This is a genomic window from Bradyrhizobium manausense (assembly GCF_001440035.1).
In the GTDB taxonomy this organism is placed as follows: Bacteria; Pseudomonadota; Alphaproteobacteria; order Rhizobiales; family Xanthobacteraceae; genus Bradyrhizobium; species Bradyrhizobium manausense.
On the sequence record NZ_LJYG01000112.1, the window covers coordinates 550715 to 564972 of the forward strand.

Consider the following 14258-nt stretch of genomic DNA (forward strand, 5'->3'; position numbering starts at 1 on the left):
CGCGGCGGTTCATTTCCCGCGGCAACTGGCTGTGGGGCAGGTACGGCAGGGCCGACGCGGAGATCAGCGGCCATTCGCCTGATTCAAGCGGCTGATCGATCCCCTCCCAAGGCACACGGGTCGCGCCCTTGCGCCCGGCATGGCCGAGCTGAATTCCGACCTTGGCATGTCCGACACTATGGACGAGCTCGACCAGCCGCCGCCATTGTTCAGCTTGCGCATCGTTCCAGAGTCCGAGGCAGCCCGGCGTGATCCGCGCGTCGGGCGAGACGCAGGTCATCTCGGCGAAGACCAGCCCGGCGCCGCCCATGGCGCGCGCGCCAAGATGGGCGATGTGGAAGTCATTGATGAGCCCGTCCTGCGCCGAATACATCGCCATCGGCGAAACCATGATGCGGTTCGCCAGCGAAAGTCCGCGCACGCGGTGCGGCGTCAGCATCGGCGGCGGCACCCGCTCGCCGTCCCTCACGGAGATCCCTGCGCGCGCGGCGAACCAGCGCTCAAAACCTTCCAGCCAGGTGCGGTCGCGCAGGCGAAGATTCTCGTGGCTGATGCGTTGCGAGCGCGTCAGCATCGAATAGAAGAATTGCGGCGGCTCGAGCGTGTCGGCGTAGCGCCGGCCGACCACCTCGAACCATTCCATGGCGTTGCGCGCCGCGTTCTGGATGCGCGCGACGTCGACACGGCGCACCTCTTCATAGGCCTCCAAAACAGTCGGGATGCCCTCGCGGCCGTGACCATGGCGGTCGAATTGATTGGCAAGCTCGATGGCGTCGTCGAGCGCGAGCTTGGTGCCCGAGCCGATGGCGAAATGCGCGGTGTGCGCGGCATCCCCCATCAGCACGACATGCGACTTGCCGTTGAAGACGCTCCATTTGCCGCAGATCAGGCGGCTGAAATTGAGCCAGGCCGAGCCGCGCAGATGGCGGGCGTTGGTCAATAGCTTCGCGCCATCCAGCGTCTCTGCGAAGATCTTTTCGCAGAAGTCGATCGACGCCTGCTGATCCAGATCGCCCAGCCCATGCGCGTGGTAGGCTTCCTCCGTGGTCTCGACGATGAAGGTCGAGGTCTCCGCATCGAACTTGTAGATGTGCGCCTGGAACCAGCCGTGCTCGGTCTTCTGAAAGTCGAACGTGAAGGCGTCGAACGCTTTCTTGGTGCCGAGCCAGATGTAACGATTCGGCCGGATCACCATGTCTGGCTGGAACTGCTCGGCATAGCGGGCACGAATCCTGGAATTGACGCCGTCGCAGGCGACGATCAAATCGGCGTCTGGAAATTCGAGGTCGGACTCGACCTCGCGCTCGAACACGAGCTCGACACCCAGCGCCTCGCAGCGCCGCTGCAGAATGTTGAGCAGGTGCTTGCGGCCGATGCCGATGAAGCCATGGCCACTGGTGCGCTGGCGTGTCCCCTTGAAGACCAGCTCGATGTCGTCCCAATGGTTGAAGGCGTCCTCGATCTCGGCGGCGCTCTCGGGATCGGCAACGCGCATCGCCGACATCATGGCGTCGGAGAACACGACCCCCCAGCCGAACGTATCGTAGGGCTTGTTGCGCTCGACCACCGTGATGACATGCTCAGGATGCCGACGCTTCATCAGCAGGCCCAGATAGAGGCCGGCCGGGCCGCCGCCGATACAGACTATGCGCATGATCCCTCGCTTTCGCGCGTCGCGCCTGATGTCGAGCTCTCACTCAAATTATTTTAAGCCTAAAGTATTTCGTTGGCTCAGGCATTGTCAAGGCGGTTCTGCAATGCCGCTGGACGGCGGCGCAGAGCCCCAGCATCGATCTTGAAACCGGAATAAATTGGAGACAAGCCGGCGCCGAATCCGAGGACCTCGGGCTCCGCCTTGAATTTACTTTTGGCACGAACTATCTTGCCTCAGGTCCGCGAGAGCTGCGCCAGCTTTCGAAAGTCCATCAAGCCCGGGAGATTCGATTGGCACTCGCGAAGGAGCCCACGCCTGTTTCGGCCAAGAATGGGGCGGATCAGGAAGCCGAGTACAGAGCTCAAACCCGAGTCTGGCTCCGGCTGCTCGCCTGCACGACCCTGATCGAGGGCGAACTGCGGCGCCGGTTTCGCGAAGAGTTCGATTTCACCATGCCTCGCTTCGATGTCCTCGCTCAGCTCGACCGCGAGCCGAGCGGGCTTGTGCTGGGAGAGCTGCCCAAGCGCCTGATGGTCTCGGCCGGGAACCTGACGCCGATCGTGGACCGCCTGGTCGCGGACGGATACATCACCCGCACGCCGTCGAACCTCGACCGCCGCGTGCAGATCGTCTGCATGACGGTCGAAGGCCGCAAGAACTTCCGGCGAATGGCCAAGAGCCACGGCGCCTGGCTTGCCGAGCTGCTGGCGAATTTTCCGGCGGACCGGTTCGACGGACTGATCGGCGAGCTCGACGAACTCAAGAGCGCCGTCAGGGACGCGCTGCAGAAACCGTGAAGAGACCGACGCTCAGCGCCGCAACGTCACGCCGGCCGCCTCGCGATCCCATGTGTCCGCGGTGACGCCCTCATCGCGCAGCACGCCCTTCTTGATCTTGCCGTTTTCCGTCAGCGGCATCCGGCTCAGAATTCGCACATAGCGCGGGATGGCGAAATAAGCGATCTGGCCTTCGCAGTGCCTGACAATGTCGACGGGCTCGAGCGATTGGCCAGCTTCCGGCAGGATCGCAGCCGCAACCTCGTCCTCGCCCAATTCCGACGGCAATGGGTAGATCGCGCAGGCGGCGACCGCGGGATGGGACTGGATGGTCTGCTCGACCTCCCATGAAGACACGTTCTCACCACGTCTGCGGATCGAATCCTTCATGCGATCGATGAAGCGATAGTGCCCGTCAGCATCCCGAACCACCCGATCGCCGGAGTGGAACCACAGATTGCGCCAGGCCTCGACCGTCTTCTCCGGCATGCCGAAATAGCCAGCGGCAAAAGCAAATGGCTCACTGGCGCGCAGCACGAGCTCACCGGCCTCGCCATCGGGAAGCGCTGAATCATTCTCGTCGACGATCCGCGCTTCAAAGCCGTCGGCCAGATAGCCCATCGTCCCCGGACGACCAGACGGGATCGTACCCGCGAACACGAAATTGGTCTCGGTCGACCCGTAGCCGTCTACCAGCGGGACACCAAACCGCTCATGGAACGGAGCATGGATCTGCGGCGGCACGCCGCCGCCGAGCGCAACGCGAAGGCGATGCGTCTTGTCGTCCGTCGTCGCCGGCTGCGCCAGGAGCATCGATGCCATCGCGCCGAGCAGATAGCCGACCGTTGCATTGTGCCGTCGCGCCGCGGCCCAGAAGCCGGAGGCGGAGAATTTCGGCTCCAGAACATAGGTGCAGCCGTTCAGCAGCGCCTGATAGAACGCGTTCAGCGCGTTGGTGTGGAACAAGGGCAATGTCGTGAACAGCACATCGCCATCGCAGATGCCGAGCGCCCGCGCCGAGTAGATACCCCACCAGAACAGCTGCGCCTGCGGGCAGCACACCCCCTTCGCCGGCCCCGTGGTGCCTGACGTGTAAAGGATTGCAACGGTGTCGCCGGGACGCACGTCACGTGCCGGAGCGGAAGCTCCGAGAGGCGGCAGGGACACCGCCGAAAGCCTGGCATCGAACGCCTCCCCGGCAGCTCCGATGATCCAGGTTCGGGGCGGCAGCTCGACACCGGCCTCCACACTCTCGATCGCACCGGCGAGCTGCGCCTCAACGGCAAGAAGCGCGGGACGCGAGTTGCGGAAGATGTGGGAGAGCTGGAAGCCGCGCAGCGCGGTGTTGATCGGGACCGCGATGGCGCCGAGCCAGGCACAGCCGAGATAGATCTGCAAGAACTCCGGACAGTTCGAGCACATCAACGCGACGCGATCGCCCGGCTTGATGCCGGCATCGACGAGCGCCTGCGCCGACGCAGCCGCGATCGCCGCGGTCTGCGCAAAGGTCCAGCGCGTCTCGCCCGCGACGAGCAGGACGCGATCGCCATAGCGTTCGGCCTGCCGCGTGAGGACGGTGGAAAGAATCCGGTCCGATGGTGGAAACATCTCGACTGCGCGCGCCCAGGCCGGCCTGCGGCTGCCGTCCCCCACCACGCCGCCGCCCTGCGCATGCACGCTGCTCTCGATCACATCTACCTCGCTCACGGTAACAGCTTGTATTTACCGTCCTCGATCTGGACCATGATGCGCGAACGGTCGTCGACGCCATGCCGATCCGCCGGCGTATAGGTGTAAACGCCCTGCGTCCCCACGACCTCCTTTGTGGCAAACAGCGCATGGCGAAGCGCGACACGGAATTCCGGCGAGCCGGGCTTGGCACCTGATGCCATCGCACGCTTGGCGGCATCGGCGAGCACCAGCCAGCCATCGAAGGAATAGGACGAAAACGAATCCGTCGGCGCCTCGCCGTTCGCCTTTTCGAAGGCCGCGCGGAAATCCAGCGCCACCTTCTGGATCGGATTGCTGGGGGGAAGCTGCTCCGCCGCGGTCACCGGTCCGGTCGGGCAGATGATGCCGTTGGCCGCCTTGCCGGCGAGGCGCAGGAAGTCGGCGCTGATCATGCCGTGATTGCCATAGAGCGGCCCCTTGTAGCCGCGCTCGGACAGCGCGATCACCGGCAATGCACCCGGCGTTCCCGTTCCGCCCAGCATGATCGCATCGGGATGCGAGGCGACGACGCGCAGCACCTGCGCTGTGACCGAAGAATCCGAACGCGCATAGCGCTCATTGGCAATGATCTTGATGTCGGCCGTCTTCGCACTTTGCTCGAGCGAGTTGTACATGAGGTCGCCGAACGCATCGGTGAACCCTATGAAGGCAACGGTCTTCAGACCTTTCGCCTTCATATTGTCAACGATCCCTTGCACCAGCAGCGGCGTCGGCTGCGGCGTCTGGACGACCCATGGGCCGCCATCGCCAGGCGGCACCGGCGCGATCGGCGATACAGCGATCATCGGAACCTTCATCTCGATCGCCGCCGTCGCCATCGCCAGCGTCTGGGGGGCGCCGGACGTGCCGATCAGGACATCGACTTTCTCCTGCTCGACCAGCTTGCGCGCATTGCGCGCCGACGCGGTCGGATCGGAGCCATCATCGAGCTGGATGACCCGGACCTTCTCGCCGCCGATCTCGCCGAGATAGGCTTGGCCCGCCGCAATCCCCTTCGCGTTGGGAATTCCAATCGACGACACCGGCCCACTGAGGCCGGTGACGAACCCGACGAGGATGTCGGCCTGCGCTGCTTGTGGGACGGCAAGCAGCAATGCAGCGGAGGCGAGCAAGCTCCTGATCAAGTTCATGGCACCTGTCTTTCGTAAGTGTTTTTTGTTCTGATCGGCAAGCGCCATGACGGGGCTCAGGTCGACGCAACCAGCGCGATGACGCGAAGCGGACTGCCGGAGCCGTTCTGGATCTTCAGTGGCGAAGCCACGATGACGGCGCCGGTGGGCGGCAACTGATCGAGGTTGCAGAGACATTGCAGGCCGTAACGCCCCGCTCCGTGCAGGAAGTGATGCGCCGGATAAGGCGGATCGAAATGCCCGGCCTGCCCCGCATCGGTACCGATGGTCTCGGTGCCAAACCCGATGACGCCGCGCTCCTCCACAAGCCACTTCATCACAGCGGGATTCGGGCCCGGCGTATGTGCACCGTCATCCCTGAGGTTTGCGTAATCGCGCCAACCCTTCTTCGACCAGTCGGTGCGCAACAGAACCCAGTGACGAGGAGGGATCCGTCCATGCTTCGTCTCCCATGCCTCGACATCAGGGACAGTCAGGACGAAGTCCGCATCCCGCGCGGCCTGCGCCGAGCAGTCGATGACGCAAGCCGGGGCGATCATGTCCTTCGGCGGCATGGTGTCGACGGCATTGTTGGGCAGATCCTTGCCGGTGAACCAGTGGATCGGCGCGTCGAAATGCGTGCCGGTGTGCTCGCCGAAGGTAACGTTGTTCCAGTACCAGGCCGGACCGCGGCCGTCATATCGCGAGATTTCCTGGATGCGGACCGGCGCGGCCTGCCCGAACTCGGGCGGCAGCACGATGACCGGAAAATCCGGACTGAGCGTAAAGGTCAGATCGACGACTCGCACCGCGCCCGAGGAAATCGCACTCGCCAGCTCCAGGAGATTCTTGCTTTGCATTGTGACGTCCTCCAGCTTGGTTGAAATCCGCTTCTTACCTGTCGAGCTCGCGCTCCAGCGCTTTCGGATTGGCTGCGAGACGTTGCCGGATCTCCTCGGCGACGTCTCCGACATAGACTTCTTCGAGCCCGCCCTTCAGACCCGACACGATCGCCTGCGCAATCGCGCGCGGCGCCACCTTCGGCGGCGGGACAGTCTGGAACCATTCGGTGTCGACGGGCCCGGTGAATAGATTCATCACCTTGACGCCGCCGGGCCTCAGCTCCGCACGAAGGCAGTGCGAGAGCGACAGGCACGCCGCCTGCGAGGCCGAATAGGCACCAAAGGCAGGCCAGTTCGCCAGCGCATAGACCGAGAGAATATTGACCCACGCGCTACTGCTATTGATGCCGTCGGCACCTCGCATCCGCATGGCGGGACCAAAAGCCTGCGCGAGATTGATGAAGCCGAGATAGGCCTGGTCGATCTCGTCGCGCGCAATGCTCGTGCCCCTGCGGTCGAGCAGGCCGCCCGGCCGCACATATTCCGTCGTGTTGACGAGGATATCGACCTTGCCACCGATGTCGGCGGCAAGGTCAGCCGCCGATTTTTCGTCGGCTGCATCGAGGGTCACGATCTCGATCCCATCCTGACCGCGCAGCCGCTCCTCGCCGGCAAAGGGCCGCCACGGTTCGGCGACGCCGACGAACACCGTCTTGGCGCCTGCGGCCTTCAAGGCAGCGACGGCTTCCTGGCCGATCATGTTACGGCCGTTGGTCACGAGCACGCGCCGGAATTTCGGATCGGCTGTCATTTCCCGCCACTGCCTGTCGTCCGCCATGTTCGGAGTCTCCCCCTCGGGATGGGCAAAGGCCACCGCCTGCCCGCTCTTGTCGAGTTGCAACGACATGCGGACGGCCGCGCCCTCTACGCAGTCGGCATGAAGATGCGCGACAATGCTCGGACCGCAATCCATCTTGACGAGCCCGATCCGCCACGGCGCCCGTTCGCGAAAATAGACGTCGCTCGGCACGCGGGCCGTGGTCTCGGCGAGCAGCATGCCCCGGCGTGGCGCGTCGATGAAGACAAGGCCAACCGAAAGACAGGACGGACATGCCTCCCGTGCCGGATAGGCAAAAGAGCCGCAAGCGGCGCAGCGTTGCAGCATGAAGCGGCCCTCGGCGGCCGCGCGCGTGAACCCGTGCGACGTCCTGCTGCGCGGTCGCGGAGGCGAGGCAGGCAGCCGCGTCCGCAGCAGCGGGTTCTTGCGACGGGGCGGCTTGATCGGCTCTATCATCGCGAAGGCCCTGCAAAAATCGCGGCGCCCGAGGCGAGACCACGGTCATAGTTGATCATACCGAATCCCGAGGCCAGAGCGATGCTGGCATTCCTGACCTGTGTGGGACCTGCGGTGCCGAGAACCTGCCGCAGCCCTTCGACGACACCGAGATAGGCGCCGGCCGCACCGGCCTGCCCGACCGAGAGCTGTCCACCCGAGGTGTTGTGCGGGAAGTCGCCGTCGATCGTGAGATCATGCTGGCGCACGAACGCGGCGCCCTCGCCTTTCTTGCAGAAGCCAAGATCCTCGAACTGCATCATGGTGATGACGGGGTAATCGTCATAGGTCTGCACGACATCGAGATCATCAGGCTTCACGCCGGCCATCGCGTAGAGTTCGTCCACATCCATCGCCCAGCCGCCGCGCACCTGCATCGGATCGGCGGCAAAGGCATTGTGCCGCTCGATTGTCGACAGCAATCGCGCCGCAGGCAGACCCAGCGATGCCGCAGTCTCCTCGCGCATCACGAGGAAGGCCTCGGCGCCGGCGCACGGCATCACGCAATCGAACAGATGAATGGGATCGGAGATCGGCCGGGCGGCCAGATATTGCTCCATGGTCAGCGGCGTCTTCATCAGCGCATGCGGATTGCGCAAGGCGTTGGCACGCTGGGCGACGGCGATCCTGCCGACATCCTCACGCGTGACCCCGAACGTCCGCATGTAGTTGCGTGCGATCAGCGCAAAACTCGAATTGGCGCCTCCCGCGCCGTAGGGATAGACGGCGTCCTGGTTGAAGCGCGAGAAGTTCTCGAGCGTGAGCCTGAACGAATCGACGTGATTGGTGTCACCGGCGACACACGCCACGATGTCGGCGTCGCGCGCCTGAACCGCGCGCGCCGCCTTGCGGAGGCCTGCGATGGAGCTGGCGCCGCCGAGCGGGATCGTATCCAGCCACCGGACGCAGAGCCCGAAATGCTGCGTCAATCCAATACCGCTGTCGGTCCCCATGGTGAAGCTGGAGACGCACAGGCCGTCGATGTCGGAGGCCTTGATGCCGGCTTGCGCAACGAGCGCGCTCAGGGCGCGGCCGATCCACCATTGCGCACTTTCGATGGAGTAGCGCACATAGGGAATCGTGACGGGCGCGGCGATCACGACGCCATCATACGGTGCGCGCAAGGTGTTGGTCACCGACCGTCCTCGTTCATCCGCCTCAGACCACCGTCAGCTTCACGGCAATATTGCCGCGGGTTGCGTTCGAATAGGGGCAGCGCTCATGCGCGCCGGCAACCACCTGTTGCGCCACCGCTTTCTCGATGCCGGGCAGATCGACTTTCAGCTCGACGGCGAGCGCATATCCGACCGGCACCGGCCCCATCGCAACCTTCGCCGTCACGGACGGCTCGGCGGAGGGCATCACCTTCCGGGTGCGTGCGACGAGCTTGACCGCGCCGAGAAAGCACGCGGCATAGCCGGCGGCAAAAAGCTGCTCGGGATTGGTGCCCTCGCCGCCGGGGCCGCCCAGCGACTTCGGCACGGACAGTGACACCGACAACAGACCGTCGACGCTGGCGGCCTTGCCATCCCGACCTCCTGTCGCCGTCACCTCGGTCTCGTACAGGATCTTTTCGGGAGTCATCATGATGCGTTCTCCAGGAACGGTTTCGAGAACTAGCGGCTGTTACGGGCCAGCAGCGCGCGGAAGTCGCTGCGCGCCTGGGCGCTGGCCCGCTTGAAGCTCGGTCCGCGGCTGGGCTCGGTGCCGTTGAGCTTGCGGAGCTGCACCCACATCTCGGCGCTCTTGAGCGCCACGGCCGCGCAGTTGACCACCGGCGCGTGGCCGACCTTCAGGCCATGCTCCTTCCCGATCAGAAGGCCCGGCAGCACGCCGGCCGGGATCACGACATCGGCGCCGCGCTCGACCAGGGGCAGCGCGCAGGCGACAAAATCCTTGATCATGCGCGCCTGTGCTGCAGCATCGCCGGCAAACGCATCGGCGAAATCCTCCGGCTTGCAGCCGAGGCCGGTCACATGGACGATGCGATCGCCGAGGCCGTAGCGCTCGGCCTGCTCATAGTGCCAGACCTCGAAGACGGGATCGAGCGTCACAAGACCGAGACGCCGGCCGAGCTGCGAGGCCGCCAGCAACGTCGCCTCGCCAGTCCCGATCACCGGAATGTCGAGCGCCGAGCGCAGCTCGTAGAGGCCGGGATCCTGGAAATGCCCCATGACGAAGGCATCGAAGCCGCCCTCCTCCGCCGCGATGCCGTTGTCGATCGCCCGGACGGCGCAGCGCAATTCCGCGAGCCGGCCGAACTCGCGGTCCGGCGGACTGATACCCTCGACGTGAACCGTCGTGCCTGGTGCAGCGATGCCGTTGAGGTATTCCGACAGCCGCGCCATGTAGGGCGCGTTCACGCTCGCATCAACGAAGCTCTGCCAGAAGATGCGCATCGTCCTTCTCCTCAAGCGGCGATCGGAGGATCGGTCGTCGGCTGCCGATGAATATATTTCAATCATAAACTAATTCGCGCGTCAAATGCGCGCGGCGGCGACTGCGAGGCTCGCCGTCGGAGCATGGCCCGCAGGGCTTTTTCGCTTCACCGGGCCGCCAAGAAACGCCGCACACTGACGAAATTGTATGCAGCAACATTTTTTTCTGACAGCCCCGTGACACGTGTTGACGGCGCCACCGCCGATACTTTAGGCTTTAAGTAATTGCTCGCCGACCAGGGACCGGCGGCCGTGACAATGATGTTGCAGGGCACCGATTTTGAGAGACTCGATCGTGTGGACATTCGCCGGGCTCGAACAGCCGGCTGTAGCGGCAGCGTCGCCGGTCGCGCGTCGCGGCCGCACCGAGGGTCTTTCATCGCTCCGGAAAGGGCCCGCCTGCATTCGCCGGTGGGTTCGACGTTCGCGCGGCAAGCAACATCATGACTGCTGAGCGCCGGGCGAGCAAACTCTCTTCGGACGCGCCCGGTATTTGGCGCTGCAGCAATACTTTCAATCGGTTGGCTCGTCGTTCGGGGTCCCCGCGCGGCGGCTTCACGGCATTCCTATCCAATATCAACGGAGGAGAACGCGTATGCGCAAGACTCTGAGCTTCCTTGCACTTGCAGCGGGCATCGCTGCCGCCCCGGCTGCGCGGGCCGACATCACCATCGGCTTCGTCACCTCACTCAGCGGCAACGGCTCGTCGATCGGCATCCCCTACGGGCGCGGCATCAACGCCGCCTATGAGTACAAGAAAACCATCAACGGCGAGACCATTCGTCTGATCCAGCTGGACGACGGCTCGGACCCGTCGGCTGCGACCCGCAACGCGCGCAAGCTGGTGGAAGAGGAGAAGGTCGATCTCCTGATTGGGACGGCGACGGCGCCTTCGACCATCGCCATGGCGGCGGTGGCGAGCGAATTGAAGGTGCCGATGATCGCGGTGTCGCCGATCGGCAAGCTGCCTGATGCGCCCGAACAGTGGGTGGTGTCGGTGCCGCAGCCGGCATCCCTCCTGGTCAAGATCGTCGCCGATCGCATGAAGCGCGACGGCATGAAGAACATCGGCTATATCGGCTTCTCCGACGCTTGGGGCGATCTCGTCTATAACGGCGCCAAGGCGGCCGAAGCCGCCGGCGACATCAAGATCCAGAGCAACGAGCGCTATGCCCGCACCGACACTTCGGTGACCGCGCAGATCCTTAAAGTGCTGGCCGCGCGGCCGGATGCCGTGCTGGACGGCGGCTCGGGCACGCAAGGCGCGCTGCCGCTGCTCAGCCTCGCCGACCGCGGCTTCAAGGGAAACACCTACGGCACGGTGGCGCTGGTCAATCCGGACTTCGTCAATGTCGGCGGCAAGGCGGCCGACGGCATCCAGGTTTCCGCAGGTCCCGTGATCGTCGCCGAGCAGCTGCCCGACGAGCACTTCGCCAAGAAGATCGCGCTGGATTTCCGCAGCGTCTACCAGAAGGTCCATAACATTCCGACCACCGACGGCTTCTCTGCTTACTCGTTCGACGCCTGGCTGATCTTCGCCAATGCCGCCGAGCGCGCGCTGAAGACCGCCAAACCCGGAACAGTGGAATTCCGCGCGGCGCTGCGGGACGCGATCCTCAGCACCAAGGAACTGCCGGGCGTGCATGCCGTCTACAACTTCAAGCCCGGCTCGGTCACCGGCGTCGACGAACGTTCGCTCGTCGTGGTGCGCCTGACCGGCGGCGCCTGGAAATACGCGCCTTAGTCCGACGGCGGCTGGCCACCACTACGAGGGGACGGCGTTCTCAATGACGAGCGACATCGCAGCCATTCTTGCGATCGACGGGATCGCTACCGGCGCAGTCTATGCGCTGGTGGCGATCGGAACCGTCCTCATCTTCACGGTGACACGGGTCATCTTCATTCCCTTCGGCGACATTGCCGCCTTCACGGCGCTGACGCTGGCCGCCCTCGACGCCAAGCGCTTTCCGGGCACAGGCGCGCTGGTCGTCATCCTGGCGTGCCTGGCGACGCTGATCGAGATCATCTCGCTGCTGCGCGCGGGCGAGCTTCGCCTGTTTCCGCGCGCCCTGTTCTTCTATCTGGCGCTGCCGCTGGCCGTGGTTGGAATTGCCTGGCTGACGATGCGCGCCGATCCGCCGCTCGGTGTCAGACTCGTGCTCGCCTTGCTGCTGATCACGCCGATCGCTCCGCTGCTGGACCGGATCGTGTTCCGGCCCATCGCGGACGGAACGGTGCTGCTGCTGCTGACCGTCTCGGTCGCGCTGCACTTCGCACTGGTCGGACTTGGCCTCTTGTTCTTCGGTCCTGAAGGTGTCCGGACCGAGCCGCTGACCTCGTTCTCGACCGAGTTCGCCGGCGTGCTGATCTCGGGCCAGACCATGCTGATCGTGATCGCAGCGCTCGTCTTCTCCGGCCTGCTCTATCTCTTCTTCGACTTCACGCTGGTCGGCAAATCACTGCGCGCCACCGCCGTGAACCGGACCGGCTCCCGCCTGATGGGCATCCGCCCCGCGCGCGCCGGCACCATCGCTTATCTGCTGGGCTCGCTGATGGCCGGCGTCTCCGGCATCCTGATCGCACCCGTCAACACCGTGTTCTATGACTCCGGCTTTCTGATCGGCCTCAAGGCCTTTGTCGGCGCCATCGTCGGCGGCATGACCAGCTATCCAGGAGCTGCGATCGGCGCGGTTGGAGTCGGCATCCTCGAAAGCTTCGCCTCCTTCCAGAGCAGCGCGCTGAAGGATGTCATCGTGTTCTCGCTGCTGATCCCGATCCTGATCTGGCGATCGCTCGCCTCGCTGCATTCCGAGGAGGAGATCGAGGAATGACGCGCCTTCACGTTCAGCTCGCAGCAATTGCCACGGTGGCGTGCCTCGCGCTCGCGCCGCTCGTCCTCAGCCCGTTCAGCATCACGCTGATGAACTATATCGGCATCTATTCGCTGGTCGCGATCGGCCTTGCCCTGCTCACCGGCGTCGGCGGCATCGTGTCGTTTGGACAGGCGGCCTTCGTCGGCATCGCGGCCTATGCCACCGCGTGGGTCTCGGCCCTGAACGGGTACTCGCCCTGGCTCGGCCTCGTGTTCGGCGTGGTGCTGACCTGCGGTGTCGCGACCGCCCTCGGCGTCGTCACTCTTCGGCTGCAGGGACATTTCCTGTCGCTGTCGACCGTCGCCTGGGGATTGGCGATCGGCTTCCTGTTCGGCAATGTCGAGGGGCTCGGCCGCTTCAACGGCATCTCGTCGATCCCGCCGATCAGCATCGGAGCGTTCGCGCTCGTCAGCAGCGCGCAGATCTATTTCCTGATCTGGGGCATCGTCGCAGCGGTCCTCTTCCTCGGCTACAACCTGCTGGACTCCCGGCTCGGCCGGGCCATGCGCGCGCTGCGCGGCGGCAATATCCTGGTCGAGAGCCTCGGCATCAACGCCTTCAAGATCAAGCTCGTCACCTTCGTGATCGCGGCGTTCCTCGCCTCCCTCTCCGGCTGGCTCTATGCGCATATGAGCCGCTTCATCAGCCCGGGCCCGTTCGATGCCGGCATGGGCATCGAATATCTGATGATGTCGATGGTCGGCGGCGCCGGCAGTCTGCTCGGCGGCGTCGTGGGTGCGGCGATCGTCACCCTGCTGAAGAACAGCGTGCAGGACTATCTGCCGCTGATCGCCAAGGGCGCGTCCGGCCAGCTCGAGATCGTCGCGTTCTCCGCGCTGTTCATCCTGTTCCTGCAATGGGCGCGGCAGGGCATCGTGCCGTTCGTCGCGCGCTATCTGCCGAAGATCAAGCGCGAGCGGCCCGCGCCGGCGCCGCCGTTGCCCCGCCGCCCGCAGCCGGCACCGGGCGAGCTGCTTCTGAAGGTCGATGGCGCCGAGCGCCGGTTCGGCGGCCTCGTCGCGGTCAACAATGTCAGCTTCGAAGTCCGCTCCGGCGAGATCCTCGCCGTCATCGGCCCGAACGGCGCCGGCAAGAGCACGATGTTCAATTGCCTCACCGGCGCGCTCAGGGTGAACAAGGGCGAGATCGTCTTCGCCGGACGCCCGATCACGCGCGATCCGCAATCGCGCATCGCCAAGGGTGGAATCGCCCGGACGTTCCAGCATGTGAAGCTGCGGCCGCGCATGAGCCTCCTGGAAAACGTGATGCTCGGCACTTACGCGCGCACCAGCACGGGCCTGTTCGCCGGCGCCTTCCGCCTCAACCGGCGCGAGGAGGCCAGCACAAGGCACGAGGCGTTGATGCAGCTCGAACGCGTCGGGCTCGGCGACAAGCCGTTCGAGTTCGCCGGCAATCTGCCGCTCGGCAACCAGCGCATCCTCGAGATCGCGCGCGCGCTCGCCGCCGATCCGGCGCTGCTGGTGCTGGACGAGCCGGCGGCC

12 protein-coding genes are annotated in these 14258 nt (G+C 64.8%); 4 read left to right on the forward strand and 8 right to left on the reverse strand.

Features of this window, described 5'->3' with window-relative positions:
* Positions 1–1654 (reverse strand): oxidoreductase (locus AOQ71_RS39180; protein ID WP_245317379.1); only part of this gene is annotated, 1654 nt, incomplete at its 3' end.
* Positions 1655–1944: 290 nt separating this feature from the next.
* Between AOQ71_RS39180 and AOQ71_RS39185 the strand changes: the two genes are divergently transcribed.
* Positions 1945–2451 carry a MarR family winged helix-turn-helix transcriptional regulator gene (locus AOQ71_RS39185; RefSeq protein ID WP_057758656.1) on the forward strand — a complete coding sequence of 169 codons (507 nt, stop codon included), beginning with the start codon at positions 1945–1947 and terminating at the stop codon, positions 2449–2451.
* A 12-nt stretch (positions 2452–2463) separates the two neighbouring features.
* Here the strand turns inward: AOQ71_RS39185 and AOQ71_RS39190 are convergent, their stop codons facing one another.
* The 7 genes from AOQ71_RS39190 to AOQ71_RS39220 are packed head-to-tail and all read right to left on the reverse strand — an operon-like array spanning position 2464 to position 9844.
* Positions 2464–4086 carry an ATP-dependent acyl-CoA ligase gene (locus AOQ71_RS39190; RefSeq protein WP_430648681.1) on the reverse strand — a complete coding sequence of 541 codons (1623 nt, stop codon included), beginning with the start codon at positions 4084–4086 and terminating at the stop codon, positions 2464–2466.
* 47 nt (positions 4087–4133) lie between these two features.
* Entirely contained in the window at positions 4134–5291 is a 1158-nt protein-coding gene (locus tag AOQ71_RS39195) for an ABC transporter substrate-binding protein (protein WP_057759094.1), read from the reverse strand.
* A 56-nt stretch (positions 5292–5347) separates the two neighbouring features.
* Positions 5348–6130 carry a cyclase family protein gene (locus AOQ71_RS39200; protein ID WP_057758658.1) on the reverse strand — a complete coding sequence of 261 codons (783 nt, stop codon included), beginning with the start codon at positions 6128–6130 and terminating at the stop codon, positions 5348–5350.
* A gap of 34 nt (positions 6131–6164) precedes the next feature.
* The gene (locus AOQ71_RS39205; RefSeq protein WP_083514804.1) at positions 6165–7406 is read right to left on the reverse strand and encodes an SDR family NAD(P)-dependent oxidoreductase; all 1242 of its coding nucleotides are present in this window, start codon (positions 7404–7406) and stop codon (positions 6165–6167) included.
* On the reverse strand, positions 7403–8581 hold the full coding sequence (locus AOQ71_RS39210) for a thiolase family protein (protein WP_057758661.1): 1179 nt from the start codon (positions 8579–8581) through the stop codon (positions 7403–7405). Before AOQ71_RS39210 ends, AOQ71_RS39205 begins: the two co-directional genes overlap by 4 nt.
* A 22-nt stretch (positions 8582–8603) precedes the next feature.
* Positions 8604–9032 (reverse strand): organic hydroperoxide resistance protein, encoded by a 429-nt coding sequence (locus AOQ71_RS39215; RefSeq protein ID WP_057758663.1) that lies wholly within the window; start codon positions 9030–9032, stop codon positions 8604–8606.
* A gap of 29 nt (positions 9033–9061) precedes the next feature.
* On the reverse strand, positions 9062–9844 hold the full coding sequence (locus tag AOQ71_RS39220; protein WP_057758665.1) for an aspartate/glutamate racemase family protein: 783 nt from the start codon (positions 9842–9844) through the stop codon (positions 9062–9064).
* 634 nt (positions 9845–10478) lie between these two features.
* On the opposite strand from AOQ71_RS39220, the gene AOQ71_RS39225 reads away from it, so the two are divergent.
* From AOQ71_RS39225 to AOQ71_RS44435, 3 genes are all read left to right on the forward strand, one after another.
* Positions 10479–11627: an ABC transporter substrate-binding protein gene (locus AOQ71_RS39225; protein WP_057758667.1), complete on the forward strand. Its 1149-nt coding sequence runs from the start codon at positions 10479–10481 to the stop codon at positions 11625–11627.
* A gap of 43 nt (positions 11628–11670) precedes the next feature.
* On the forward strand, positions 11671–12714 hold the full coding sequence (locus tag AOQ71_RS39230) for a branched-chain amino acid ABC transporter permease (RefSeq protein WP_057758669.1): 1044 nt from the start codon (positions 11671–11673) through the stop codon (positions 12712–12714).
* Positions 12711–14258: branched-chain amino acid ABC transporter ATP-binding protein/permease (locus tag AOQ71_RS44435; protein WP_245317381.1), on the forward strand; the 1548-nt coding region annotated here is incomplete at its 3' end. The genes AOQ71_RS39230 and AOQ71_RS44435, both read left to right, overlap by 4 nt.

What these genes read in the sequence shown, in the direction of transcription:
- AOQ71_RS39195 (WP_057759094.1), bottom strand. Translation starts at nt 5,291, where the DNA reads ATGAACTTGATCAGGAGCTTGCTCGCCTCCGCTGCATTGCTGCTTGCC.
- AOQ71_RS39200 (WP_057758658.1), bottom strand. Translation starts at nt 6,130, where the DNA reads ATGCAAAGCAAGAATCTCCTGGAGCTGGCGAGTGCGATTTCCTCGGGC.
- AOQ71_RS39205 (WP_083514804.1), bottom strand. Translation starts at nt 7,406, where the DNA reads ATGATAGAGCCGATCAAGCCGCCCCGTCGCAAGAACCCGCTGCTGCGG.
- AOQ71_RS39215 (WP_057758663.1), bottom strand. Translation starts at nt 9,032, where the DNA reads ATGATGACTCCCGAAAAGATCCTGTACGAGACCGAGGTGACGGCGACA.
- AOQ71_RS39220 (WP_057758665.1), bottom strand. Translation starts at nt 9,844, where the DNA reads ATGCGCATCTTCTGGCAGAGCTTCGTTGATGCGAGCGTGAACGCGCCC.
- AOQ71_RS39225 (WP_057758667.1), top strand. Translation starts at nt 10,479, where the DNA reads ATGCGCAAGACTCTGAGCTTCCTTGCACTTGCAGCGGGCATCGCTGCC.
- AOQ71_RS39230 (WP_057758669.1), top strand. Translation starts at nt 11,671, where the DNA reads ATGACGAGCGACATCGCAGCCATTCTTGCGATCGACGGGATCGCTACC.